We start from the raw sequence: 25,609 nt of genomic DNA, 5'->3' as shown, positions 1-25,609 counted from the left end.
TAAAATGCCGTAAATTTGATCAAATTAGAAAAGGATTCTAAATGAAGTATTTATGGCTGAGCCTGTTTTTTATTGTATTAATTTGGTCTGGTATTAACCCAAAAGATCAATTTACATGGCTGCTTGAAGTTATCCCCGCAATTATTGGTTTAGTGCTGCTAGCAAGTACCTATAGCCACTTTAAACTTACCCCTATTTTATATACATTTATTTTAGCGCATTGCATAGTGCTGATGATTGGCGGGCATTACACCTACGCCGAAGTTCCTTTTTTCGATAATCTATTTGGTAGCGAGCGTAATAACTACGACAAAGTAGGGCACTTTTTTCAAGGGTTTGTACCTGCACTACTAGCACGCGAAATTTTACTGCGCAAAAAAGTAGTAAATGGTCGAGGCTGGTTAATCACCTTTGTTATTTCGGTATGTTTAGCATTTAGCGCGTTTTACGAATTAATAGAATGGTGGGTTGCAGTGTTAAGCGGCGAAAACGCAGAAGCATTTTTAGGCACGCAAGGTTACGTGTGGGATACCCAATCAGATATGGGACTGGCGTTATTTGGTGCTATTTGCTCGCTATTAGTACTTTCAAGAGTACACGACAAACAGCTAAAAAACGTTAAAGACTATTTATAGAAACGTTGAAGACTTTCTATAGAAATGTTTATAAAAACATTGATAAAAAAGACTATTAACTTATGAGCGCAAACATTAGTAACTACTCAATAAGCACAGACAAAAGCAAACTTAACTTTAACGTTATTTATAACTTTATTGCTAATAGCTATTGGGCCAAAGGCATTCCTAAAAGCGTGATGCAATCGGCTATTGATAACTCAATGTGCTTTGGTGTTTACAGCGCTCATAACGAACAAGTTGGCTTTGCCAGGGTAGTGACCGATAAAGCAACCTTTGCCTATTTAGCCGATGTATTTATTGCCCCGCACTCGCAAGGTAATGGGCTGAGTAAGTTACTTATTAAAACGATAGTAGAGCATCCTGAGCTGCAAGGGCTCAGGCGCTTTTTATTAGCGACTTCTGATGCGCATGGCCTTTATGCGCAATACGGGTTCAAACCTATAGACGACCCCGCACTACTAATGCAAATAAGTCCTGAGAATGTGTATGAAAAAAATAATCGTGATACCTAATAAACGGGAGCGAAGAACAAATTCCGTCTAATGTTCTTGTTAGGTATTTATATGGCATTAGCAGCTTGTTTACCAACATTACAAAAAACGTCCATATTAAACTCAGAGATGGAATCAGGTTGCCCCATCCCAGCATTTGTAAATATATAAAGAGAATGACTATTTGAGTTGGTTATAGAAAAATTAACTGCAATAGAAGCTCTATGTTTTAGTTTATTTAATGCTACTTCCAAGCTCAAAGGTTCCACTGGGACTGAAACAGGGAGAGAACCGTTTCCAGGAGATAAGCTTAAAAAGTTTTGTTTATAGGAAGTTGCATTCTTAATCAGACTTCCTACAGGTAAAGATAAAGCCACTTTAAGAGGATGAGAACTCCAATTAGGAGCATTTCTTTTATCGTCTCTATGACGAAGTAATTCGTTTTGAATATGATCTAGTACCTCAAACGCTTCTTCACTCGTAGCTTGAGCGTCGGATAACTCTTGGGTAGTCCAACTTCTGCAAAAACCAGATGATAAGTTCAATAGCTTTCGAAAAGATTCTGGTAGTGTTTGAGGTGGATTTCCATTTGGGTTTACTAAAAACTGCAAAATAATACTCCTTTATCATTGAACACCCGACTTGGGTTTAAATACCTAACGCCCGCATAAGCTGCGGAGTATGTTGGACGCTTTTTTGCGTCCTTTTTTTTTAAGCAAAAAATCGGACAATGTGTGACGTCAGATTTGATGCGCTTGTTATACCCCAGTCAACGAAGATTATATATTCCTGTTTCAACTAGCTCTTCAAAGTTGATGGCATCAAGATTACTAAAACCATTTGCAATACAATCACTCTCTAACCATGAAGTTAATGACGCAAACAGATTATCTAAACTCTCATGCCTATAACGCTCTTCAACACTTGGATAAGAGACTAAAACCTTAGCTGCGATCCAGCGATTCATCTGTTTTAGGTAACTAGGGTGTGTTGGTGCTAATTCAGCACAAATGTGCTCAACTAACTGATAAATATAATATAGTAAGTATGGCAACCTGCTATATAAAAACGCCCATAAAGATGGATATTGTTCGCCACGTGCAAAAATGAAATTTATATTTCTACTTTCTGTTTTTAACGTTTTACGTGAAGTAAATAGATGCATTGCTTTATTGCATACGCCATCAAAACTATCTTCGATTGATTTATCATAGCGTAGTTGAGCTATGTAGCTTGCATCAAAGCTTTCTACAGCTGGAAAATCAAGTTTTTTAAGCACCTTTTCAATGCGTGAAATATGCCCATCAAGACCTCCCGTACTACTTGATGAAAGCTTTTTTTGCTCATTAGTAAAATCTTCGATGAACTTCTTACGATCTAGAGCCATTGATTCCAACACAAATAAGCTTTCTTGAAGAGGTTTTCGAATTAGCATATACGCAATTGTCAATTTACCTTTCTTAGAAGCTTGAAGAGTTTCGTAAATGCAATGCATCATGTCGGAAAGTAAAGCAGGAAGAACAGTTGAACGAATAACAAAAGAGCTTTCTTTATACTTTTTATTATCCTCTAACCACTCAATTATGTGCCCTTCGGTAGACTCTAAAGATTTAGCTTCGACGTCCGTAAGATCAAAAGTCTGATTGAAAGCTTTTTGCTTTTCAGCTGAGTGAAGAAGTTGCACCATAATGTCATGAATTAAAAAGCATAAATCATGTGAATCTTCAAATTTGCTATCTAATACTTCCATTATTACTATCCAACTCAGAAAAGGGTATAACAGCTTTATCAGAGGACACTTTCCTCTTTTTATGAGCAACGTATGCCCTCTTAATTATTTTAAATATTAATAGCAAATCCTGTAACACATTGCGAGTATTAAACTTTAAGTCGGGCTGTTCTTTTAATAATATGCAGAAAAGAGGAAAACGTCCTCATTTTTTGACTTAGGAGGAAAAACACCAGCGCTGTATGTAAATGCAGCAATTAAATATTTAAAATGAAAACCACACCCGATTTTAAATCATTTAATATTCACTAAAAAACGGTGGCGATAACGTAAGTAACGGCCTTAAGTACACTTTTTTGTGTAAGCTTATTATAAAAGGTGGTTTAGGGATGGTGGAAGCTGTAAAGCGAGGTCATGAACTATTTACTAAACGCGTCTTCCTTCTTTTAAAACAGGGCAGACACGATGTTTATACCAATCGACTTAAATATTTAGCCTTTCTAGCGTGCTAAATAAAGCGTTAACGGCGTTATAAATTTCTCATGTAGAACAACTACATGTCGAAATTTATGCCTTGTTATCACTTTATTTATCCGTGGCTATAAATGTCTAATAACTTAACACGATTGGTATTATTTGGCTTTTTTAGCCTCAAGAGTTTCTATTTCACTCCAGATTTTTTCGGCTTCTGCACTTAACATGGCAAAGCTTTTAATGTCGCCTTTTCTTTGTGCCTGCATGCCTTGCTCTAGTTTTACGTCGTATTCTTTACGCAGTTTTTTTACGGGATCAGGCTTTAAAAATGAAAACATTAGTATTCTCTTAATTTATTAAATTATATGTAATTAGTGTACGCATTAATGGGCTTAATAGTTCTTTGTTTGGTGAAAATGTTTACTTTGCGCTTTAAAAGCGCAAAGTAAACACGGTGTAATTTTGCGTACTGTGTGCTAGTTCTAGTGCTTACGTTTCTGGCTCTAGGCGTTTAATACCTTGCCCATCAATACCTAAATAAATAAAACCATCACTGCCTTGGGCTAAGCTGCGTACTCTGCCAATTCCATCGAGTATTTTATATTGCTTAACAACCTTACCTTTTGAGAGCTCTAGTGCGCTAATGAATGCAAATTTCATTGATGCTAGTAATAGCTTACCTTTAAGCTTTGGGTATTTATCACTCGTTACATACAACATATCGGAAGGGGCAATTGAAGGGGTCCAATGTAATACGGGCGATTGCATGCCGTCTTTTTCTTTAAGGTCGGTAAACTTGGTACCGCTGTAGTTAACGCCATAGCTTACTAAAGGCCATCCGTAGTTAGCGCCTTTTTTTATTATATTAAGTTCATCGCCGCCGCGTGGTCCGTGCTCGTGAGACCATAAAATATTGTTTTGATTATTAAACCACATGCCTTGTGGGTTACGATGTCCATAAGACCATACCGCATGTTTTGCATCTTTTTGTTTAACAAACGGATTATCACTTGGGATATTACCATTTTCGTGTAAGCGATAAATTTTACCGCCATCACGAGTGAGATCTTGCGGGTTTATGTCGCGCGAGCCGCGATCGCCAATTGAAAAATAAACATAACCTTCATCATCAAACACAATACGGCTGCCGTAGTGCTGGCCTTTGGTACTATTATGCTCGCCTTTGTATAGCAATTGCTGATCAGACAACTGCGTATGATCGCTATTTAGCTTGGCGCGCATTAAGGCGGTGTTACTTCCGCTTCCTTTGCCTTCACTACTTGAGTAACTAAAGTACAGCCATTGGTTTTGCTTACTATCGGTGTGTAGTGCTAAATCAAGCAATCCACCTTGGCCATTAGCGTCAATGTCAGGAAGCCCAGAGACCTTAGTTAATTTAGTGGTATTTTTAGGTAATAAAAATAACGCTCCACTGCGCCCAGATATCAATAAATCACCATTAGCTAAAGGCTCAATAGCCCATGGTATAACCACACCTTCTGCCGCTGTTACTGCGTTAACGCTAAGCGATAAAGTATCGAGCTGTTTATAGTTTTTTACGTAATCGCTTTTTGCATGCGCGGGTGCGTTAGTAGCAAATATAGCAACGGCTAAGCCCGTATTTATTAGTTTATGGAGTGTGTTATGTGACATTAAATTTATCATTATGGCTTCCAAAATTAATCCAATCTTACATAACCTTATCATGGCATAAATAAATTTGTTAAGTGTTGAGTTGAATGAAAAATGCACACTTACATATTTTAAAATTATCTCCTAACAGAAATTGTTTAAGCAAATTGCGCTAATAAAAATTGAATAATTACTCTATTGGGGTTGAAAACTTAAAATTTGAGCGTACACGTGTAAGTTCAAAGTAATTAAGATTTGATAGAGATTTAACCATGATGACTCAAGTATTAAACCAATTTTCAAAATGGTTTTTACACCATCAAAGTTTTGCAGGCTACATAGAGCCCGTAATGCAGGTGTTTAAACCTGCGTGGCGTGCAGGGCAGTTTAGAGCGCAAGTAGTTAGTACAGCTGTACTTGATGGCGGTTTTTTAAGTGTACAACTTAAGCCAAGCAAACAATGGCAGGCGCATACGTCAGGGCAGCATATAAGTTTAACGGTTGAAATTAATGGGCGATTATTAACACGCGTTTTTACCGTGGCCTCAAGCGCTCAGCAATTTAAAAATACAGGTTTGGTGCGCTTACTAATCAAAACAAATGCGCAAGGGCGCTTTACAGGCTTACTCAGCAGTGCATTAAAAGCGGGGTTGTGGTGCAATATTTCTGCGCCAAGCGGCGACTTTGTGTTTAAAAACACACACACGCCAGTCACTTTTATTGCAGGCGGCTCGGGTATAACACCTATGCTAGCTATGCTTGATGATTACTTAAGCCAAACAACGCAAAAAGTCTCGTTAGTGTATTACGCAAAAGCCACTGAGCATCAATGTATTGATGAGCTAAGTGAGTTGGCAGCGCAGTTTGAGCATTTTTCGTTTTTATTATTAACGCGTGAGCAATCAAGCGACATAACCAGCAATATTAAGCCGTGGGAAAACCCAGGTATTTACTGCTGTGGTCCTGCAGCATTTATGCAAACGGTGAGCGATTTTGCTAAAACGCATAAGCTAAATTACTACCAAGAAGCCTTTGGTTTAGCGCTGCCTAGCTTAAACGACGATAGCCAATTTAATGTAAAAATTAACGCCAGTGCCCATGTTATATCGGGCAACGATGTTTTACTGACTCAGTTTGAAGAAAAAAAGCTACCCGTTAAACGCGGTTGCGGTATTGGTATTTGCCATCAATGCCAATGTATTAAAAAGTCTGGCGTGGTACGTAATTTAAAAACAGGTGAATTGAGTGACAACGGCGAGCAATTAATACAACTTTGCGTAAGCCAACCTGTTAGTGATTTGGAGTTACAATTATGAAAAACATTAACTACGACATGCTCGCAAACGAGCTAGATGCCATTAAAATGGACACCCTTGGCAAAGTTGGCCAACAAGATGCTGACTATATTCGCTCTGTTGTACGCAAACAGCGAGTGTGTGAATGGAGCGGGCGAATTTTGCTAATGCTTGGTTTTATTCAGCCATTATTATGGGTTGCAGGCGTGTTGTTATTAGCACTTGCTAAAATTTTAGACAATATGGAAATTGGCCACAATGTAATGCATGGTCAATACGATTGGATGAACGACAAGCAACTTAACTCACAGCATTATGAATGGGACATAGCGTGCGATGGACAAAGTTGGCACCGCGTTCATAACTTTGAGCACCATACTTATACTAATATTATTGGTAAAGACAGAGACTTTGGTTATGGCTTGTTGCGTTTAAGCGATGATTTTAAGTGGCGCTTTAAAAATGTATGGCAGTTTTTTACGTATATTAATTTAAGTGTGTTATTTCAGTGGGGCGTGTCGTATCACGAGTTGGCTGCAGAGCGTGTTTTTATTGGTAAAAAGAAAGAAAACCGCGAAGGGCTTGTATCACACTCTACATTAAAGCAGCGCTTTTTTAGTAAAGGCGCTCGCCAGTTAATTAAAGATTATGCGATATTTCCGTTACTTGCAGGCCCTTTATTTTTATGGGTATTGGCGGGTAATTTAGTGGCAAACTTAATCCGTAATTTATGGACGTCGACCATAATATTTTGTGGTCACTTTACTGAAGAAACGCAAACTTTTAAGCAAGAAGACTGCGTAAACGAAACGCAAGGGCAGTGGTATTATCGCCAAGTCCTGGGCTCGTCTAATATTAAAGGGTCGCATTGGTTTCATGTTTTAACGGGGCATTTGAGCTGCCAAATAGAGCATCACTTATTTCCTGATATGCCGTCTTCGCGATATCAAGAAGTAGCGCCTCAAGTAAAAGCTGTTTTGAAAAAACACGGTATTGATTACCATACGGGTGGTTTTTTTAGGCAGTATACGTCGGTGTTAAAACGTATTATTAAATATTCGTTTAAATAAACATGTTTTAATTAACGAATGAAAAAATCGGTCTGTGTAACTACACTGACCGATTTTTTTGTTTATTGCACTCAATACGGTTGATTAGTAAACAGCACTTGCAAAAATTTCTCATAGTTAATTAAAAAAGCCTTACTTTAGCTATGGTTAAATAGCGTGTGATTGTCATACAATGGAGGAAAATAGACCACACAAGAGAGATTAAAATGGCCGCATTTGGTACCGTGTTTATGCCGCAGATGATTCAAGCTCGTTTTTCTGATAATAAATGGAGCGAGAGCTCAATTGTCCCTTCCGATAAACTTGAACTTCATGCTGGTGCGCACGTTCTTCATTATTCAAGTACATGTTTTGAAGGCTTAAAAGCCTTTCGCCATGAAGATGGTTCTGTTTATCTTTTTAGAATGGATGCAAACATTGCACGCATGCAACAAAGCTCAGCGCTATTAAGCTTACCGAGTTTTGACAGCGATATGCTAAAAACGATGATTATCGATATTATGCGTGAATACGCAGATGAAACGCCATTACCACCAGGCTCTATGTATATTCGCCCAACGCACATTGGTACTGAGGCGGCAATTGGTAAAGCAGCTGCGCCATCAATGAGCTCGCTTTTATACACGTTACTATCGCCAGTAGGTGATTACTTTGCAGGTGGTGCAACAGCACTGCGCGTATTGCTTGAAGAAGATGGCATGCGCTGCGCTCCGCACATGGGTATGGTAAAAAGTGGTGGTAACTACGCCAGTGCTCTAGCACCTATAAGTGCTGCACGAACTAAGTATCAAGCAGATCAAATTTTATTTTGCCCTGGTGGCGACGTACAAGAAACCGGTGCTGCTAACTTTATACTTATTGATGGCAACGAAATTATTACTAAAGCGCTTGATAGCACGTTTTTACATGGTGTAACGCGTAATAGTATTTTAACCATAGCCAAAGATTTAGGTATGACGGTAAGCGAGCGTAACTTTAGCGTTACTGAGCTACTAGAGCGTGCTGCTAAACCAGGTACTGAAGCGGCGCTTTCGGGCACTGCAGCTGTACTAACTGCTGTGGGTACGTTTATTCATAACGATAAAGAATACAAAGTAGGTACTGGCGAGCCAGGCCCAACGACTGCGCGCCTTCGCCAAGCATTGAACGATATTCAATGGGGTAAAAGTGAAGACAAGCACGGCTGGTTAACTAAAATCTAATTATAGATTTAATAGCAACTCGCATTAAAAAGCCACCTAATCGGTGGCTTTTGTGTATTTGGTTACTTTAAGCTGTGCTTTTTAGAACTTCATTTCTATTTTACCGTACACGTAGCGTCCGTTAAATCCATACGGCGAGAAGCTAGAGTAAGCAAATAAACGTGAGAAGGTGGTTACATCGTCAACATTTTCACGGGTTGCATCTGGGTAAACATCAAAAATGTTATTAGCACCTAAGCTCAGCGATACGTTTTCACTAAGCGAGTAGGCTACATCTAAGTCGGTTATCCATTTAGGCTTAAGCACTTCGTTACGTTCTGGGATATCTGAAGGGTCTTGAGTTTCACCGTAACGCGTTGTTCTAAGCGTTGTACGTATGTCGTCGTTTGTCCATGTTGCGCTTAAGTTGTACTTATTACGCGGTGTGCTTACTTCAAAACGACGCAGCTCAGTGCCTGAGAACAAGTTGTCTTGATCAAACCCTGCACCTTGTAGCTCTGCTGGTGGGTCGATAATATTTGTTACTTCATTTTTGCCGTAGTTATAACCTAGGTTAAAGGCTAAATCGCCGTAACCATCAGTTGCTACATTATATGAGGCAACCACATCAACACCACGGGTTTTGCTGTCAATTGCATTTAAGAAGAAACGACCTTGGTTAGCGCCTGTGCCTTGAAGTAAATCGGCAATAGCATCGCCCGATAAGTTGTTTGATAACACAATGCGGTCATCAATTAATATTTGGTAGTAATCAACCGATAAGCTGAAATTAAAGTCGGTAGACCATGTAAAACCAACGCCGTAGTTAGTAGCTTCTTCAGCATCAAGACCAGGTGAGCCCAGTGCTTTTGCTACATCGCTGCTTGGTGCGAACGTACCTGTTTCGGTTGGTTCGCCATCAACAAATACAGTGGCCACTGAGGTAAAGTATTGTTGCTGCAAAGAGGGTGCTCTAAAGCCAGTTGATACAGAGGCGCGCAGCGCTAAGTCTTCAGTTAATGAATAACGAGTCGCAACTTTACCGTTAAGTGTATCGCCAAAGTCTGAGTAATCTTCATAACGGGCGGCAACCGCTAAATTCCAATCGTCGGTTAGGTAGGTTTCAAGGTCTATATACAAGCTCACGTTATGGCGGCTATTGTCGCCCTCAGACTCGGGTGTAAACCCTGGGAATACTTGTGCGCCCGCTGCGCCAAATGGGCCATCAACTGGGTCGGTTACTTCGCCGCCTGGGCCAAATGACCCTTGTGCATATGAAGCTTCTTCGCCTGCATCTATTTGGTATCCTTCGCGGCGATACTCAGCACCTACAGCTACACTTACCGAGCTTTCTAAAAAGCTGACGTCTACTTCGCGGCTAAAATCAACGTTTAAAGTAAGTTGATCGTAGGTAAGTGTTCCTGCATCAAAGCTTGTTTGGCTAGTCGGGCCGTATGAGGTATTCAAGCTATTTATTACACCAAACTCAAATGCATCTTGACCATATACGGCCGATACATCGTAATTCCATTCACTTACAAAACCTTTAGCGCCAAGTGCCAGTGAAAAGTCATCTATGTCTGAGGTGATAACAGGCAAAAAGCCATCAGGATAAACTTCTTCTATATTACGGCTATCGCTTGCACGGCGATAAAAACCGCCGCCTTCGCCTTCGCGTTTGCTGTAAGAGCCAAACGAATATAAATCTACTTCGTTTGTTAATTGATACCCCGCGTTATAAAACACTGAAAAGTCTTCTACATCGCCATTACCAAAGTTATGGTTATATCGATTTACGGTAAGTTCACGTGGGTCGAGAGAGCCATCATCTAATCGTGCGTAGTTTTCACGGTTATCGTAGTCAGAGCGGTTAGTTGAATGGCGGTCGCGGTATTCTGTTGAAATGTTTAAAAAGCCATTATCGCCAAGTTCAAAACCCATATTACCTTGCAGCGTTAGTGTTTGGCCGTCTGTTAAAGAGCGATCGCCCCCTTCGGTAAAGGCTAAATTACCATCACTGCCTTCAGATACAGACTCAAGCTGTGGTACACCGTCCATTTCGGTTACGTTAGCACCATATATAGCCGCCACTGAGCCACCGCTGCTGGCACTTTTAAGCACAATATTAATAACACCGGCTATAGCATCAGAGCCATATTGGGCTGCTGCACCATCACGTAATACTTCAATGCGGTCGATAGCATTTGCTGGAATAGCATTTAAATCAACTGATGATGAACCACGACCCGTTGAGCCATTTAAGTTAAGTAATGCATTGCTATGGCGACGCTTACCATTAACAAGCACTAAAGTGTGATCAGGTGCTAAACCACGAAGTTGAGCAGGGCGAACATGGTCGCTGCCATCAGTAAGTGATGCTTGCGGAAAGTTAAAGCTAGGTAATAAACTGCTGAGCAGGGCATTCGTTTCAGTAAAGCCTGAATTTTTAAGTGCATCTGCACCAATTATATCGATGGGTACTGCGCTGTCTTCTACTGTACGGCCTAATCGGCGAGAGCCAATTACGCTTATTTGTTCGATGTTTTCTTCTGCTTTGGTTTCTTGCTCTACAGCATTTACTGAGAGCGAACCAACTAGTGCAGCTGATGCGCTCATTGCGAGTAATATTTGTGGTACTGATTGCTGTAATTTAAATAACGGTTTTCTATTCATGCTGTATTTCCCCATACCCATTGAATTATTTTATTTTTGTACAAAAAGATTAATACCAACCCGCAATAATACTTAATCATTTTTAGGGGCTAAACGTGCCGTTACCTGCGTTAAAAAATTCTCATTTAGAGCAACTAAATAGCGAATTTTTTGCCTAGCTATCAACACGTTTTTCCGTCCTCAAAATAGATCACTTAATTAAGCGGATTGGTATAAACTTTTTTGTTACCTTGAACATATACTTAATTAACAAAGCCAGTCAATTGAATAACATTCAATTAATTTAGGTGTTTTTATAATTACATTTGATTGTTTTTTATAATCGCCATTGTTTTAGTTATATAGGAAGGTAATTGCTAAGTAATTGATGGATAATGAATTATATTTAAAAATTAAGTTTAACATTTAATTAACTGGTAAGATGAGCTTGGCGGGTATGACTAATTACAAGTAAGAAGCCATTTTTATTGGGCTGGCAATAAACAACTGTTGAGCTATAAATATTTTTAAAAATATAAAATAAAAATACACCCATTAAATGTTAACTAAATTAACATTTGACGAGTGGTTTATAAATTATGTACTACTTAATCGAACCTATACTTTAAAGCATGAAGCAATTTTGTTTTTATAAGTAATTGGTATAAAAAAGAGTGCTAAAAATAGTGTTAAAATTTAATTTTTCCAATAAGCATATCTTTAAATATTACCCAATCTCCCCACAAACTGTAAAAAGGGTGTTTAAAAGTAGCTGGGCGGTTTTTTTCAAAAAAGAAATGCCCGATCCACGCAAACCCATATCCAATAACAGGTAATAGCCACAATAAACTGTAGTGTTGTTTTAATAATGCTATTGCGATTACAGCAAGAACAAGTGTACTTCCTACAAAATGTAAGCGACGGCAAGTCACGTTGCGGTGCTCTTTTAAATAATAAGGATAGAAGGCTTTAAAGCTTTTAAATGTGGGGTTTGTACTTTGCATTGTGTGCTCTTTTATTGTTTTTTATTTTATGAGGGTCGTGCTATTAAAGCGTAAGTTTACATTTGTTTACAGCGATAAATGACGCTTAACGCATCTAAATAGACAAAAGGGCTAAAAGTTAATAACTTAGTCGCACTATTAATAAATAAGAATGGAACTCAGGATGTTTAAACACACTCTAGCATGTGCTGTAATTGTAGCGCTTAGCGGCTGTTCAGAGCCAACTAATACGGTAACTCAAGAAGAAGTAAAAGCACCTATGAAGCAAGTTAACGCAGTTATATACCCAGAAACAAAAAAAGGCGATGTCGTAGATACCTACTTTGAAGAAGCCGTTAGCGACCCATATCGTTGGCTTGAAGATGATATGAGCGATGAAACTGCCGATTGGGTTAAAACGCAAAACAATTTAACGTTTTCTTATTTAGAACAAATACCTTATCGCGATAAGTTAAAGCAGCGCCTTGAAAAACTAATGAACTACGAAAAAATAGGTCCTCCTTTTACTGAAGGCGATTACACCTATTTTTATAAAAACGATGGCCTGCAAAATCAATATGTTTTGTATCGCAGTAAAGATGGCGGCGACGTAGAAGTATTTTTAGATCCAAACAAGTTTAGTGACGATGGTACGACGTCTATGTCGGGTTTATCGTTTTCAAAAGATGGCTCATTGCTCGCGTATCAAATATCTGAAGGTGGTAGCGATTGGCGTAAAATTATAGTTATTGATGCACATACTAAAGAGCAAGTTGAAGAAGCGCTTGTTGACGTTAAATTTAGTGGCATTGATTGGTTAGGCAACGAAGGTTTTTATTATTCAAGTTACGAAAAACCTAAAGGCAGTGAGCTTTCGGCTAAAACAGATCAGCATAAAGCGTATTACCATAAGCTAGGTACTGCACAATCTGCTGATAGTGTTGTATTTGGTGAAACTGATGAGCAAAAACATCGCTATGTAGGCGCGGATGTAACTCATGACGGCCGCTACCTACTTATTTCGGCAAGTACGTCTACGTCAGGCAATAAGCTGTTTATTAAAGATTTAACAAAAGAAAACAGTGAGTTTGTAACGGTTGTTGGAAATACTGATTCAGATACATCGGTTATTGATAACGAAGGCAGCATGCTGTTTTTAGTTACTAACCTTAATGCACCAAACAAGAAAGTAGTGACGGTTGATGCAAGTAACCCAAGCCCTGAAAATTGGGTTGATTTAATTCCAGAAACCAAAAACGTACTAAATCTTACAAAAGGTGGCGATACCTTTTTTGCCAACTACATGGTTGATGCGATTTCGCAGGTAAAACAGTACAACAAAAAAGGTGAGTTAATTCGTGAAATTACATTGCCAGGCGTGGGTACTGCACGTGGTTTTAGCGGTAAAAAAGATCAAACAACGCTTTATTATTCGTTCACTAACTACAAAACACCAGGTACTACTTATACGTTTGATGTAACTACGGGTGAATCGGGTGTTTATCGTAAGTCGGCTATTGATTTTAATAGTGATGATTACACGTCTGAGCAAGTGTTTTACACATCAAAAGACGGCACTAAAATACCGATGGTAATTACCTATAAAACAGGCATTAAGCTTGATGGTTCAAACCCTACTATTTTATACGGTTACGGTGGTTTTAATATTAGTTTAACGCCAAGCTTTAGCCCGGTTAATGCAGTATGGCTTGAGCAAGGTGGTGTGTACGCCGTTGCTAATATTCGCGGTGGTGGTGAGTACGGTAAAGACTGGCACAATGCCGGCACTAAATTGCAAAAGCAAAATGTGTTTGACGACTTTATTGCGGCTGCTGAGTATTTAAAAGATAAAAAGTACACGTCTAAAAAGCGTTTAGCACTTCGCGGTGGATCTAATGGTGGTTTGTTAGTTGGCGCAGTAATGACTCAGCGCCCAGACTTATTTCAGGTGGCTCTACCTGCTGTAGGTGTACTTGATATGCTGCGCTACCATACATTTACTGCGGGTGCTGGTTGGGCATACGACTACGGCACCAGTGAGCAAAGCAAAGAAATGTTTGAATACATAAAAGGTTATTCACCACTTCATAATGTAAAAGCAGGTGTTGAGTATCCAGCGACTATGATTACAACCGGCGATCATGATGACCGCGTTGTTCCTTCGCATTCGTTTAAGTTTGCCGCTGAGCTTCAAGCAAAGCAAACAGGTAATAACCCAACGCTTATTCGCATAGAAACCAATGCGGGGCATGGTGCAGGTACTCCAACGAGTAAAACAATTGAGCAGTACGCTGATATATTTGGTTTTACGTTATACAACATGGGCGTAGAGTCGTTATAAAAGCGCTTTAACTAAATAGCTAACTTTAATAGCTGAGCAAAAAGGCCGAGTAAATTTGATTTACTCGGCCTTTTTAATGTTAGCAGTTAGCAGTTAGCATTCAGCTACTGCATAGGTGAAAACAATCGTTGATACGTTTTATAAGCGTATTCGTCGGTCATTCCGCTCAAATAATCGCAAATTATACGCATACCTTGGTTTTGCTTTTGCGCTTCGATGTATTGTGCTTGTGTTGTTTCGGGCAATAAACGCAGCGGATCGCTAGCAAACGCGGTAAATAACTCTATTAGTAAGTTTTGACCTTTGAATTCTATTTGCTGCATTTCGGGGTCGCGTATTAAACGTTGAAACACAAAATGCTTAAGTATTTGCAATACACTGTCGTATTGGGCATCTAATTTAGCGGTGTACTTTAAAATAGGGCATTCAAAGTCATCGTTTTGTATATCTAAATGTATATGAATAATAAAGGTATTAACCAGCTCACCTATGGCATCTTTTCGCTCATAATCATTTTTTGAAAACAAGCGCTGGGTCAGCGACTCAAGCATGGTGTTTAACCAGTCAAAATTTAGTGCTTTTAAATGAGGTAGAGCATGAGTTTGCCAATCGTCTAGCGTAAGTACATGGGTTGCAATGGCATCTTCTAAGTCGTGTACGGCGTATGCTATATCGTCGGCATGTTCCATTATTGCGCTATCGAGCGATTTATACGTTGTTTTAGCGCGGTACTTATCAATAGCGGCATGGTTACCCAGCAACGTTTTATCGTTTTGACTCAGTGGTTCTACTATCCAATTGAATATGGCTGCATCGTCGTTGTACAACCCTTTGGCAGGTCGCCAATCATCAGCTTTAATAAATGCACGACCGGTTGTGGCATCGGGAATGGTATGCCAAAGCGTATTAATAAACGCGGGGTATTTTATAAAACCTAATAAAGTACGACGAGTTAGGTTCATGCCGTGGCCATTACTGTAGGGCTCAAGTTTTGCAACTATGCGCAGTGTTTGTGCGTTACCTTCAAAACCACCGTGATCGCGCATCATGTAATTTAGCGCTATTTCGCCACCGTGGCCGAAGGGTGGATGGCCAATATCGTGCGCTAAACACAGTGTTTCGAGCAGTCCAGTTGATGGAAAGTGCGTAAAGTCGCTATGTTGCGCTTTTAAATGGCGCAATATGCCGGTACCAATTTGCGATACTTCTAAAGAGTGGGTAAGGCGAGTGCGGTAAAAGTCGTTTAGGCCAATACCCATAATTTGGGTTTTAGCTTGCAAACGCCTAAATGCTGCGGCATGAATAATACGCGAACGGTCGACCTGCCATGGCGAGCGGTTATCGTTAGGACGATGTTTATATTGCTCTATTATTCGGCTTTGCCATTGTTTATCCATACTGCTTACTCACACATAGTTAATATTATTAAACTTTGCTCAGTATACCCATGGACTTATAAATTGCGAATGAACAAATGCATTACATAGGCTCTGTTTTATCTAAAACCCAAATACATTGCTGAAAATTCAACCGTAAAAGGTCATCAAACCCCAGTTATTCGCGTTTATAAAGTGGCTTAGGTATAATGCGCCTTCGTATGCTTGTGTATTAACCATGCATAGTTGTTGTTTCAAAGAGAGAATACATGTTAAAAACGATTTTTAAGCTTTTACTAACCGTGTTTTTTGTATGGGCGCTTGCATATCCGTTTATACAAAATGATGATGTTGAACTAGATGAACAAACATCAGAACAACCAAAAAAAGTGAAGAAAAAAGAAAAACCATTACATAATGTAGAACTGCCAAAGTTTTCAGAATTTAGTGATGTTAAAGAAAAAAAACATGCATTTTTTAGCTTTATTCGTCCGCACGTTGAAGCCGAAAATAAAAAAATATTACAGCAGCGCGCTAAGCTCGAAATAGCACGCATGATGTTACAAAACGAATTACCTTTAGAAAAAAAGCAAAGTAAAGATGTTGCAGCAATATTAAAGTCGTACGGCTTACCCGCCACGATTGATACGCTTATACTTACGCAAGCACTACGCCGTGTTGATATAATTCCTAAAGAATTAGCGCTTATGCAAGCTGCAAATGAATCTGCGTGGGGCACATCACGTTTTGCACGTATTGGCCTTAACTTTTTTGGTCAGTGGTGTTACACAAAAGGTTGTGGCATGGTGCCAAAACGCCGTAATACCGGGGCTGCACATGAAGTTGCTGCGTTTAAATCGGTAAGAGCAGCTATAAATTCTTACTTTAAAAATATAAATACGCACCCGGCTTATAAAGATTTGCGCGCAATACGTGAAAACTTACGTCTTGAGCAAAAGCCAATTTTAGCGACTGAACTTACACAAGGTTTAATGTCTTACTCTGAGCGCGGTGAAGCGTATATAGAAGAGTTAAACACCATGATTAACCAAAATAGAGCCTACTTTGATGAATAAACGGATTTTAAATTGTACTAACGCCATTGCGTTAGTGCTGCTGGGCATGAGTGCATTTAATGTTAATGCCAGAGAGTTTGTGATGTCGTATGACGGCTTTTATGACCGATTAAAAGTTGTTAACAAAGGCGATTTTCAATATGCGCGAGTTAACTTTTATATAAGTGATATAGCAACTAACGAAGCATGTGCCATTAAAAACGGTACTATTTTAACTGAAAAAAACGAGTACCCACTTAACTTTACCGATAAAGCACAGCTACTATTACCGTTCGATAAGCAACTTGATAGCGATAAAGCGGTGATTGTTATTCAACCACAAAACCCAGATCATGATTGCCAATTAAAACTTCAAATAGAAGCAAACGAACTTGAAGATTTAACGTTTTCAAAGCAGTCGTTATATACCATTAACGAAGAACTTGATGAGCTGTTAACTGATTTGTCGGGCTTTTTTGTGAGTAAATTAATGTGGTTTTTATTACCAGAGCAAAAGGGCGTGGCGGTTACATTTAAAAGCCCAATGCAATTTGATGATAAGAGCATAATGTGTGAAAAGTCTGTGTGTTATTTTGCAGTTGAAGATAACTGGGAAGATGATACCGCATCACTTGGCGATATATCGCAGGTTATTAAAGTAACGCCTTGGATTGTTAAGTAGCTCACATACAAAAGCGGGATTTAGCCGCTTTTTTGTACCAAAATTAGTATTCGCTTTTAGTCTTTATTTAATAAGTGGTGCCGATGAATCGCGCTGCATTAAAGTAGGTTCAAAAAAGCGATTTATAACAAGATTTTTATTTTGATAGACATCTTTAAGCACTAATTTAGCAGCCATTTCGCCCATTTTTCCGATCGGATTATCAATCGTCGTGAGTGTAGGGTACAGATAGTTTGCAAAAATAACGTTATCAAATCCAACAATCGATAAATCGTTTGGTAAATTATAACCGTGCTCTCGAGCATATTTCATAGCACCAGACGCCATTTCGTCATTGGCGCACACTAGTGCAGTAAAGCTGAGCTTTTCATCAATAAAATGTTTTAAGCCTTTACTACCACCGGTTTCGTTAAAGTCGCCAATATAATAAAGCGCAGGATCAAATTTAATACCAGCCTCTGCGAGTGCTTGTTTATGACCCTCTAAGCGGTTAAAAGCATCGGCTTTAAACTGCGGGCCTGCAATGTACGCTATTTGTGTATGGCCGTGATTTAATATCGATTTAGTGGCTAGGTAGCCACCTAATTGGTTATCTAGGCTGATACAGTTATCTTTTAATTGCTCTACGTAACGGCTCATTAAATAAACGGGCGTAGAGCCTTTACTTAGTTTTATTAGGTAGTCGTCTGAAACGGCTTCTACGTGCAAAATAATAGCATCGCAGCGTCTGCTAATTAAAAACTCAATGCCTTCTTGTTCTTTGTCTTCTTCACTGTGGCCGGTGGTAATAATAACGTGTTTACCCGCAGCTCGAAGCTCCGACTCAATACCTGCCATCATTTGGGCAAAGAAAGGACCATGTAACTCAGATACTAAAATACCGACACTGTTAGTACAGTTAGAGGCTAAAGATTGCGCTATTGAGTTAGGCTTGTAGCCAAGCTGCTCCATGGCATCAAGCACTTTTTGTTTAGTTTTATCGCTTACACGGGTATTTTTGTTCATCACGCGAGAAACGGTGGCTAACGATACGCCCGCAAGCTCTGAGACTTGATAAATTGTTGCCATGTTATTTGTTCACTCGCTTATCCTTAACTACTTCGGCTAAATAATACCTTAGAGTATATATCTTAACTAGCTGTTAGTTTAGATTGAATATTTTCAACAACCTGATTAGTCAGTGTATATTTTTTCATTATGTAGGCAACAAATAATGAGCCAAAAGCAGGTAGTACAGTGAATGACAGTAAAATACCGTGTTGGGTATCAAGAGTTTGTACTGCATCGGCCTGATAACTGTAAAAAGATAACAACCAGCCTGCAATCGCGCCGCCTACAGCCACGCCCATTTTAATAAAAAATATGACGCCTGAATAAACCAAACCCGTAATGCGTACACCTGTTTTTTCATGCCCATAATCTATGGTGTCGGCCATTTTTGCCCACAACAACGGGGTTGCCATATCTAAAAAGAATTTCCATAAAATAAAGGCAGTAAATGCGAGTACTAATTGATCTTCACTAATAAAGTAGCTAAATCCGCAAATAGCGGCAGCAATAACTTGTAAGCTTATATAGGCTTTTATTTTACAAAAGCGCTTTGCAAGCGGTTGAGCTAAAGCACACCCTAGCATGCTTGCTGCAACGCCTAGAGTCATAAAGAGGGTGATTAAATCGTCTCGACCTAAATAGTATTTTACGTAGTAAACAGCAAGCGTAAGCCTTAATACTTGACCGGTAAGTAAAAAAAACGCAGCTAAGCAAAGTGTTCGCCATTGATCGTTTTTAATTAATGCTTTAACACTTTGGGCAAAAGGAATGTTTTGCTCTTTTGGCTGTTGTATACGTTCTTTTGTGCCTAAAAAACAAAGTAAAAAAAGTACAAAGCCTAAAATGCTCATTGCAGTCATGGTGTATTGATAGCCCTTAGCTGCATCGCCTTGGCCAAAGTACTCAACCATTGGCATAGTACAACCCGCTACTATTACGCCGCCTAACATACCAAATACAAACCGGTAAGACTGAATAGTCACGCGCTCTTTTACGTCGCTTGTAAGTACACCGCCCAATGCACAATAAGGAATATTGATGGCGGTGTAAGCCACCATAAGTAGTGTGTAAGTAGTAAAGGCGTAAATTATTTTATCGGTGCCTTCTAAATCAGGCGTAGTAAACGCTAAAATACTAATAATGGCAAAAGGAAGCGAAAGCCAAAGTAGGTAGGGGCGAAAGTGCCCCCAGCGAGTATGTGTTTTGTCAGCAAGGTTGCCCATTAATGGGTCGGTTACGGCATCAAAAATACGTACTGCTAAAAACATAGTACCGACAACAGCGGGTGATAAACCCACTACGTCTGTGTAGTACAGCATTAAAAACATCATAACTGTTTGAAAAATAATATTACTGGCTGTGTCGCCTAAGCCATACGCTATTTTTTCTTTTACACTGACCATGATTATTTATCCCGCTTTATACTTGTTTTTAGTTATGGGTATGCTCTTATCTTTTAGAGATGAGTTCTTTATAAGCTAAGCCACTGTTTTTAATAGTGCGTTGCTGGGTTTTATAATCTACATACACAATACCAAAACGTTTTAAATAGCCTTCTGCCCATTCAAAGTTATCCATTAGGCTCCAAGCAAAGTAGCCATGTATAACAACACCTTGTTCAATTGCATTATGAACCGCGTTTAAATGAGTATTATAATAACTTAAACGGTCTAAGTCGTTAACTTCACCATTATTATACGTATCGGGCATTGCTGCACCATTTTCGGTTATATAAATAGGCGGTAAGGTGTATGTTTTATTGAGCGATACGAGCAAGTCAGTGAACGATTGCGGGTAAATTTCCCACCCCATATCAGTTAGCGGGCCCGTAGGTGCAATAGGCTCATAAATGTCAGCAGGGTGCGCTTTATAAACTTGGCGGGTATAAAAATTAATACCTAAGTAATCAATAGATTGAGAAATTAGTTCCATATCGCCCTCAAGAATCTCAGGCTGATGGTTTAATGGTAATTGATTAATTATATCAGGATATTGGGCATCAATTATTGGTTTTATATACCACTGATTAAGATAGTCGTCTGCAAATGTAGTGGCTTTTAAGTCTTCATCACTTTGAGTAAGGCTATAACACGGCGTAAAGTTAAGCACTATGCCATTTAATGTATTAGGCGAGTTTTGCTTTAATACGCTCATAGCGAGTCCGTGGGCTAATAATAAATGGTGCGCTGCTTTACGGCCATATTCTTTACCCACTTTACCTGGGGCATGAATACCAATTTCGTAACCTAAAAACGCACTACAAAATGGTTCATTCAGTGTGGCATAAGAGTGAACGCGATCGCCAAAGGCTTTGGTAATTAAATTTACGTAATGTTCAAAAGCGTAAGCTGTGTGTCTGTTAAGCCAACCGCCTTCATCTTCAAGGTGTTGCGGTAAATCCCAGTGGTACAAAGTAACAAAGGCTTTAATATTGCGACGTTTTAGCTCATCTAAAATATCAGTATAAAACTTCACGCCTACAGGATTTAACTTTCCTTCTTGGGTCATCACACGCGGCCATGAAATAGAAAGCCTGTAAGCATCTACGCCAAGTGACTCAATAAGGTCTATATCATCACGCCAAAGGTTATAGTGATCGCACGCGGTATGACCGTCTGAGCTATCGACTATTTTATTGGGCGTATCGCAAAAAGTGTCCCAAATACATGGGAGACGATCTTGTGATCCGCCTTCTATTTGAAAAGAAGCCGTGGCCACACCGTATACAAAGTTTTTAGATAAAAGCGGTGAATGGGGTGGTAGTGATAATTTTGTCATTAATAACAAACCTTTTGTTAGTCATTTACAGAGAAATAAGCTCTGTGTTTTTGCTTAATTAATGCTGTATGCGTGGTACAAAAAATAAAAAGTGTTGAAATATACAGCTTGTTCGTATTTAATTGCATATGAAAGCGCTTACATTTAAGGTTAGTGTTTATTAATTCTTAGGTCAACTCTTTAATGCTTCTGGATGGTTTAAAGACAGCTGAAAACTAAAGCAGAGCAGCTTAAGAATAGATTTATAATAATAAAATACGGAGAACACATGGCAAGTTCAGCACCAGTGACATCACACGCACAGTCGCAAAACTATCAGGATAAAAATTACAGTTTTGCATTAACTTCTTTAACAACATTATTTTTTATGTGGGGATTTATAACCTGCTTAAATGATATTTTAATCCCACACTTAAAAGCCGTATTTAACCTAACGTATGTACAAGCCATGTTGGTTCAGTTTTGCTTTTTTGGCGCTTACTTTTTAATGTCACTTCCAAGTGGTTATATAGTTAAAAAGGTGGGCTATAAAAAAGGCATTGTGATTGGATTATTAATTGCAGCGGTCGGGTGTATATTATTTTACCCAGCAGCGTCTTTACATAGTTATCCTGTATTTTTATTCGCTTTATTTGTACTTGCCAGCGGCATAACGTTATTGCAAGTATCTGCTAATCCTTATGTAAGTTTGTTGGGTTCACCAAAAACTGCGTCGTCTCGACTTACGCTTACCCAAGCTTTTAATGCATTAGGCACCACTGTTGCGCCATCATTTGGTGCTTTGTTAATTCTAGACTCAGCGTCGGATGCCTTTTTAACACCTGCTCAAAATGCAGAGTCAGTTCAACTTCCTTACCTCCTTTTAGCTGCAATGCTTATTTTACTAGCCGGTATTTTTGCTTGGCTTAAATTACCTGACTTTATGAGCGAGCAAAAAGCAGAAGCCGAAAACTCAGATGCAATTGAAGGCAGTGCTTGGCAGTATCGCCATCTTGTATTAGGAGCTGTGGGTATATTTATGTATGTAGGCGCCGAAGTGGCAATTGGTAGCTTTTTAGTAAGCTTTTTAGCACAAGAAAATATAGCAGGGCTAAAAGAGAATGTTGCAGCTCATTACATCACTTATTATTTTGGTGGTGCTATGGTTGGGCGTTTTATTGGTGCTGCTGTAATGCAAAAACTACCCGCTGGTAAAGTACTTGGCTTTAACGCAACCATGGCTATTATTTTAGTCATTATTGCCATGAGCACGTCGGGGCAATTAGCAATGTGGTCAATCCTATTGGTTGGTTTATTCAATTCTATTATGTTCCCAACTATTTTTAGTTTAGCGTTAAATGGACTTGGTAAGCATACAGCTCAAGGCTCTGGTATTTTGTGTTTGGCGATTGTAGGTGGTGCAATAGTGCCACTTTTACAAGGTGCGCTTGCTGATAGTGTGGGTGTTCAACTTTCGTATTTTTTACCTATTTTATGTTACATATTTATTGTTTTTTACGGCCTACGAGGCAGCAAACCAGTATTAGTGAAGGAGCCATCATAATGAAAACGACTTTTAAACTTAATGCATTAGCAATTGCAACGTTAGTAGGAAGTGTTACTGCGCTAAGCGGATGTACTAACGAAAGCAATGTTGAAAAAGTAAATGTTGAAGCGCAATCTAAGCTTGAGAAAATTTGGCCAAAGCTTTCAATTGCAGTGAAAAAAGACCCTGCTATTGAAGCTCAAATTCTCACGTTTTTAGAAAATATGACGCTTGAGCAAAAAGTAGCGCAAATGATTCAACCAGAAATTCGTGATATTACCGTTGAAGACATGCGCAAATATGGTTTTGGCTCTTACCTTAATGGCGGTGGTGCTTTTCCTAATGGCGATAAGCATGCAACGCCAGAGGATTGGGTTGCACTTGCAGAAAAAATGTATCAAGCGTCTATTGATGACTCAGTGGATGGCAGCAAAATTCCGACTATGTGGGGCACCGATGCAGTACATGGTCATAATAACGTAATTGGCGCGACACTTTTTCCACATAATATTGGTTTAGGCGCTGCTAATAACCCAGATTTAATAGAGCAAATAGCGTCTATTACCGCAGTAGAAGTAATGGCTACGGGGATAGATTGGGTATTTGCACCCACTGTAGCAGTAGTACGAGACGACCGTTGGGGCAGAACGTACGAAGGCTATTCTGAAGATCCAAAAATTGTTCACGATTACTCAGCAGCGATTGTAAATGGATTGCAAGGTAAAGCCGATGGCGACTTTTTAAGTGATAAGCGCGTTATTAGCACGGTTAAGCACTTTATTGGCGATGGCGGCACCGTTGATGGGGATGATCAGGGAAATAATATAGACAGCGAGCAATCGCTATTTGATATTCATGCTCAAGGTTACGTAGGTGGTTTGTCGGCGGGTAGTCAATCTGTTATGGCATCTTTTAATAGCTGGAATGGCGTTAAAAATCACGGCAATAAATACTTACTTACAGATGTATTAAAAACACGTATGGGTTTTGATGGTTTTGTAGTGGGAGATTGGAACGGCCATGGTCAAATTAAAGGCTGTACTAACGAAAGCTGCCCAGAAGCGGTAAATGCTGGCCTTGATATTTTTATGGTGCCAACAGGCGCGTGGAAGCCGCTATATGAAAATACAATTGCACAAGTAAATGCAGGTAAAATAAGTATGAGCCGCATTGATGATGCGGTTGCACGTATTTTACGCGTAAAACTTCGCGCTGGGTTATTTGATAAACCAAGTCCGGCTAAGCGTCTTTACTCGGGTAAAACAGAGCTTATTGGCGCGCAAGCGCATCGCGAAGTAGCACGCCAAGCTGTGCGCGAATCGCTTGTATTACTTAAAAATAAAAATAACCTATTACCTATCTCAGCTAATCAACGCGTACTTGTTGCAGGTGATGGTGCCGATAACATAGGCAAACAGTCGGGTGGTTGGAGTATTACGTGGCAAGGGACTAATAATAAAAATGCAGATTTCCCAGGAGCAACGTCAATTTACAAAGGGCTTGAAGAACAAATATCTGCAGCAGGTGGAAGTGTTACTTTAAGTGCTGATGGTACGTTTGAACAACGTCCTGATGTTGCCATTGTTGTATTTGGTGAAGAACCATACGCAGAAGGGCACGGCGATAAAGATAACCTTGAGTTTGAACGCGGAAATAAAAAATCATTAGCACTTTTAAGTTCGCTAAAAGAGCAAGGTATCCCTGTTATATCTGTGTTTATTTCAGGTCGCCCTATGTGGGTTAACAGCGAACTTAATGCATCTGATGCGTTTGTAGCTGCATGGTTACCTGGTACAGAAGGTGCAGGTATTGCTGATGTTTTATTAAAAGCGGCAGACGGCACCATTCAAAATAACTTTAAAGGTAAGCTATCGTTTTCTTGGCCTAAATCGGCGGTACAAACTACGGTTAATAAAGGCGATGAAAATTACGATCCATTACTTCCTTATGGTTTTGGTTTAACGTACGGCGATAAAAATGTATTAGCTGACGACCTTGATGAAGACTCTAAACTTGATAACTCAGGGCTTACGAGTATGGATATACTTGTTGGTGCACCTGTAGCACCATGGCGCTTATTGTTAAAATCGGGCGATGAGCTTTTAGATGTATCGAGTAGTACTCATGGATTTGGTGCAATTAAATACCGTACTGAGGACAAAACAGTACAAGAAGACGCGCGCCAATTTAATTTCAGCGGTGCAGAAAAAGCCAGTGCTGAAATAGTAACAAGCTTTGCAGAAGATACTATTGCCTATGTTGAAGCAAATGGTGTGATTAGCTTTGATATTAAATTAAACGAAGCACTAACGAGCGATGTAGCGCTTGCTATGACTTGTTCTGGTGAGTGTGGTGCAAGCATTGATTTAGCAAACGTAGTGGATAAAACTATTGAAAATAAATGGCAGTCAGTATCAATCGATTTAGGTTGTTTTGCTGATAAGGGTGTTAATTTTGCAAGCCTAACAAGCCCATTTAGCTTACACAGCAATAGTAAAGCATCAATTTCTGTAGCTAATATTCAGTTTGTACCAAATAAAGCGGGCGAGGCTACGCTGTCTTGTAAGTAGTTTATTAACTTTATTGTGTCTATACCAAAGCCCTTCTAATGAAGGGCTTTTTTTATGGATAGATGTTAGCTAGATAAAATATGGTAG

Annotated in this window: 20 protein-coding genes; 10 read left to right on the top strand and 10 right to left on the bottom strand. The window is 39.3% G+C overall.

Annotated features, from left to right (window positions below; all coding sequences use genetic code 11):
- Positions 1-41: 41 nt before the first annotated feature.
- Positions 42-635, top strand: coding sequence for a DUF2238 domain-containing protein (locus ABX891_RS10950; RefSeq protein ID WP_007375475.1), 594 nt, complete (start codon positions 42-44; stop codon positions 633-635).
- A 62-nt stretch (positions 636-697) separates the two neighbouring features.
- Positions 698-1,150, top strand: a complete 453-nt coding sequence (locus tag ABX891_RS10945; protein ID WP_354629490.1) for a GNAT family N-acetyltransferase — start codon at positions 698-700, stop codon at positions 1,148-1,150.
- A gap of 47 nt (positions 1,151-1,197) precedes the next feature.
- Here ABX891_RS10945 and ABX891_RS10940 read toward each other — a convergent pair whose 3' ends face one another.
- The 4 genes from ABX891_RS10940 to ABX891_RS10925 form a co-directional block, all read right to left on the bottom strand.
- Positions 1,198-1,740 carry a hypothetical protein gene (locus ABX891_RS10940; RefSeq protein WP_354629489.1) on the bottom strand — a complete coding sequence of 181 codons (543 nt, stop codon included), beginning with the start codon at positions 1,738-1,740 and terminating at the stop codon, positions 1,198-1,200.
- A gap of 158 nt (positions 1,741-1,898) precedes the next feature.
- On the bottom strand, positions 1,899-2,879 hold the full coding sequence (locus ABX891_RS10935) for a hypothetical protein (protein ID WP_354629488.1): 981 nt from the start codon (positions 2,877-2,879) through the stop codon (positions 1,899-1,901).
- A 611-nt stretch (positions 2,880-3,490) separates the two neighbouring features.
- Positions 3,491-3,670, bottom strand: a complete 180-nt coding sequence (locus ABX891_RS10930; RefSeq protein WP_007375469.1) for a DUF6435 family protein — start codon at positions 3,668-3,670, stop codon at positions 3,491-3,493.
- 151 nt (positions 3,671-3,821) lie between these two features.
- Positions 3,822-4,997, bottom strand: coding sequence for a PQQ-dependent sugar dehydrogenase (locus tag ABX891_RS10925; protein ID WP_354629487.1), 1,176 nt, complete (start codon positions 4,995-4,997; stop codon positions 3,822-3,824).
- 239 nt (positions 4,998-5,236) lie between these two features.
- Between ABX891_RS10925 and ABX891_RS10920 the strand changes: the two genes are divergently transcribed.
- From ABX891_RS10920 to ABX891_RS10910, 3 genes are all read left to right on the top strand, one after another.
- Entirely contained in the window at positions 5,237-6,280 is a 1,044-nt protein-coding gene (locus ABX891_RS10920) for a flavin reductase family protein (RefSeq protein ID WP_354629486.1), read from the top strand.
- Positions 6,277-7,329, top strand: coding sequence for a fatty acid desaturase family protein (locus ABX891_RS10915; RefSeq protein WP_309166412.1), 1,053 nt, complete (start codon positions 6,277-6,279; stop codon positions 7,327-7,329). Before ABX891_RS10920 ends, ABX891_RS10915 begins: the two co-directional genes overlap by 4 nt.
- A gap of 200 nt (positions 7,330-7,529) precedes the next feature.
- Positions 7,530-8,531, top strand: coding sequence for a branched-chain amino acid aminotransferase (locus ABX891_RS10910; protein ID WP_257983256.1), 1,002 nt, complete (start codon positions 7,530-7,532; stop codon positions 8,529-8,531).
- An 81-nt stretch (positions 8,532-8,612) separates the two neighbouring features.
- Here the strand turns inward: ABX891_RS10910 and ABX891_RS10905 are convergent, their stop codons facing one another.
- Entirely contained in the window at positions 8,613-11,183 is a 2,571-nt protein-coding gene (locus ABX891_RS10905) for a TonB-dependent receptor plug domain-containing protein (protein WP_354629485.1), read from the bottom strand.
- 668 nt (positions 11,184-11,851) lie between these two features.
- Complete coding sequence (locus ABX891_RS10900) at positions 11,852-12,166, bottom strand: Mpo1-like protein (RefSeq protein ID WP_165744358.1); 315 nt, start codon at positions 12,164-12,166, stop codon at positions 11,852-11,854.
- A gap of 163 nt (positions 12,167-12,329) precedes the next feature.
- On the opposite strand from ABX891_RS10900, the gene ABX891_RS10895 reads away from it, so the two are divergent.
- Entirely contained in the window at positions 12,330-14,486 is a 2,157-nt protein-coding gene (locus tag ABX891_RS10895) for a prolyl oligopeptidase family serine peptidase (protein WP_165744357.1), read from the top strand.
- 104 nt (positions 14,487-14,590) lie between these two features.
- Here ABX891_RS10895 and ABX891_RS10890 read toward each other — a convergent pair whose 3' ends face one another.
- Complete coding sequence (locus tag ABX891_RS10890; RefSeq protein ID WP_354629484.1) at positions 14,591-15,883, bottom strand: anti-phage deoxyguanosine triphosphatase; 1,293 nt, start codon at positions 15,881-15,883, stop codon at positions 14,591-14,593.
- 248 nt (positions 15,884-16,131) lie between these two features.
- On the opposite strand from ABX891_RS10890, the gene ABX891_RS10885 reads away from it, so the two are divergent.
- Together ABX891_RS10885 and ABX891_RS10880 are read left to right on the top strand one after the other, a co-directional pair.
- Positions 16,132-16,938, top strand: a complete 807-nt coding sequence (locus ABX891_RS10885; RefSeq protein WP_354629483.1) for a glucosaminidase domain-containing protein — start codon at positions 16,132-16,134, stop codon at positions 16,936-16,938.
- Positions 16,931-17,599: a DUF2987 domain-containing protein gene (locus ABX891_RS10880; protein WP_354629482.1), complete on the top strand. Its 669-nt coding sequence runs from the start codon at positions 16,931-16,933 to the stop codon at positions 17,597-17,599. Before ABX891_RS10885 ends, ABX891_RS10880 begins: the two co-directional genes overlap by 8 nt.
- A 63-nt stretch (positions 17,600-17,662) precedes the next feature.
- On the opposite strand, the gene ABX891_RS10875 is transcribed toward ABX891_RS10880, so the two are convergent.
- The 3 genes from ABX891_RS10875 to ABX891_RS10865 all read right to left on the bottom strand — a co-directional run bounded on the left by ABX891_RS10875 (position 17,663) and on the right by ABX891_RS10865 (position 21,427).
- Positions 17,663-18,667, bottom strand: a complete 1,005-nt coding sequence (locus ABX891_RS10875; RefSeq protein WP_354629481.1) for a LacI family DNA-binding transcriptional regulator — start codon at positions 18,665-18,667, stop codon at positions 17,663-17,665.
- 62 nt (positions 18,668-18,729) lie between these two features.
- A complete protein-coding gene (locus ABX891_RS10870; RefSeq protein ID WP_354629480.1) occupies positions 18,730-20,052 on the bottom strand; it encodes a glycoside-pentoside-hexuronide (GPH):cation symporter in 1,323 nt (440 codons plus the stop codon).
- Between the two features lie 46 nt (positions 20,053-20,098).
- Entirely contained in the window at positions 20,099-21,427 is a 1,329-nt protein-coding gene (locus tag ABX891_RS10865; RefSeq protein WP_354629479.1) for a GH1 family beta-glucosidase, read from the bottom strand.
- Positions 21,428-21,695: 268 nt separating this feature from the next.
- Here ABX891_RS10865 and ABX891_RS10860 point away from each other — a divergent pair, with 268 nt between their 5' ends.
- Entirely contained in the window at positions 21,696-22,970 is a 1,275-nt protein-coding gene (locus ABX891_RS10860) for a sugar MFS transporter (RefSeq protein ID WP_354629478.1), read from the top strand.
- A complete protein-coding gene (locus ABX891_RS10855) occupies positions 22,970-25,522 on the top strand; it encodes a glycoside hydrolase family 3 protein (protein ID WP_354629477.1) in 2,553 nt (850 codons plus the stop codon). The genes ABX891_RS10860 and ABX891_RS10855 overlap by 1 nt, the downstream gene beginning before the upstream one ends.
- Positions 25,523-25,609: the final 87 nt, after the last annotated feature.

The organism is Pseudoalteromonas sp. NCIMB 1079 (genome assembly GCF_040567695.1).
Classification (GTDB): Bacteria; Pseudomonadota; Gammaproteobacteria; order Enterobacterales; family Alteromonadaceae; genus Pseudoalteromonas; species Pseudoalteromonas distincta.
Note: the sequence above shows the minus strand (reverse complement) of the source record. Positions and strands in the feature narration are given on the sequence as shown.

What these genes read in the sequence shown, in the direction of transcription:
- ABX891_RS10950 (WP_007375475.1), top strand. Translation starts at nt 42, where the DNA reads ATGAAGTATTTATGGCTGAGCCTGTTTTTTATTGTATTAATTTGGTCT.
- ABX891_RS10945 (WP_354629490.1), top strand. Translation starts at nt 698, where the DNA reads ATGAGCGCAAACATTAGTAACTACTCAATAAGCACAGACAAAAGCAAA.
- ABX891_RS10935 (WP_354629488.1), bottom strand. Translation starts at nt 2,879, where the DNA reads ATGGAAGTATTAGATAGCAAATTTGAAGATTCACATGATTTATGCTTT.
- ABX891_RS10930 (WP_007375469.1), bottom strand. Translation starts at nt 3,670, where the DNA reads ATGTTTTCATTTTTAAAGCCTGATCCCGTAAAAAAACTGCGTAAAGAA.
- ABX891_RS10925 (WP_354629487.1), bottom strand. Translation starts at nt 4,997, where the DNA reads ATGATAAATTTAATGTCACATAACACACTCCATAAACTAATAAATACG.
- ABX891_RS10920 (WP_354629486.1), top strand. Translation starts at nt 5,237, where the DNA reads ATGATGACTCAAGTATTAAACCAATTTTCAAAATGGTTTTTACACCAT.
- ABX891_RS10915 (WP_309166412.1), top strand. Translation starts at nt 6,277, where the DNA reads ATGAAAAACATTAACTACGACATGCTCGCAAACGAGCTAGATGCCATT.
- ABX891_RS10905 (WP_354629485.1), bottom strand. Translation starts at nt 11,183, where the DNA reads ATGAATAGAAAACCGTTATTTAAATTACAGCAATCAGTACCACAAATA.
- ABX891_RS10900 (WP_165744358.1), bottom strand. Translation starts at nt 12,166, where the DNA reads ATGCAAAGTACAAACCCCACATTTAAAAGCTTTAAAGCCTTCTATCCT.
- ABX891_RS10895 (WP_165744357.1), top strand. Translation starts at nt 12,330, where the DNA reads ATGTTTAAACACACTCTAGCATGTGCTGTAATTGTAGCGCTTAGCGGC.
- ABX891_RS10890 (WP_354629484.1), bottom strand. Translation starts at nt 15,883, where the DNA reads ATGGATAAACAATGGCAAAGCCGAATAATAGAGCAATATAAACATCGT.
- ABX891_RS10885 (WP_354629483.1), top strand. Translation starts at nt 16,132, where the DNA reads ATGTTAAAAACGATTTTTAAGCTTTTACTAACCGTGTTTTTTGTATGG.
- ABX891_RS10880 (WP_354629482.1), top strand. Translation starts at nt 16,931, where the DNA reads ATGAATAAACGGATTTTAAATTGTACTAACGCCATTGCGTTAGTGCTG.
- ABX891_RS10875 (WP_354629481.1), bottom strand. Translation starts at nt 18,667, where the DNA reads ATGGCAACAATTTATCAAGTCTCAGAGCTTGCGGGCGTATCGTTAGCC.
- ABX891_RS10870 (WP_354629480.1), bottom strand. Translation starts at nt 20,052, where the DNA reads ATGGTCAGTGTAAAAGAAAAAATAGCGTATGGCTTAGGCGACACAGCC.
- ABX891_RS10865 (WP_354629479.1), bottom strand. Translation starts at nt 21,427, where the DNA reads ATGACAAAATTATCACTACCACCCCATTCACCGCTTTTATCTAAAAAC.
- ABX891_RS10860 (WP_354629478.1), top strand. Translation starts at nt 21,696, where the DNA reads ATGGCAAGTTCAGCACCAGTGACATCACACGCACAGTCGCAAAACTAT.
- ABX891_RS10855 (WP_354629477.1), top strand. Translation starts at nt 22,970, where the DNA reads ATGAAAACGACTTTTAAACTTAATGCATTAGCAATTGCAACGTTAGTA.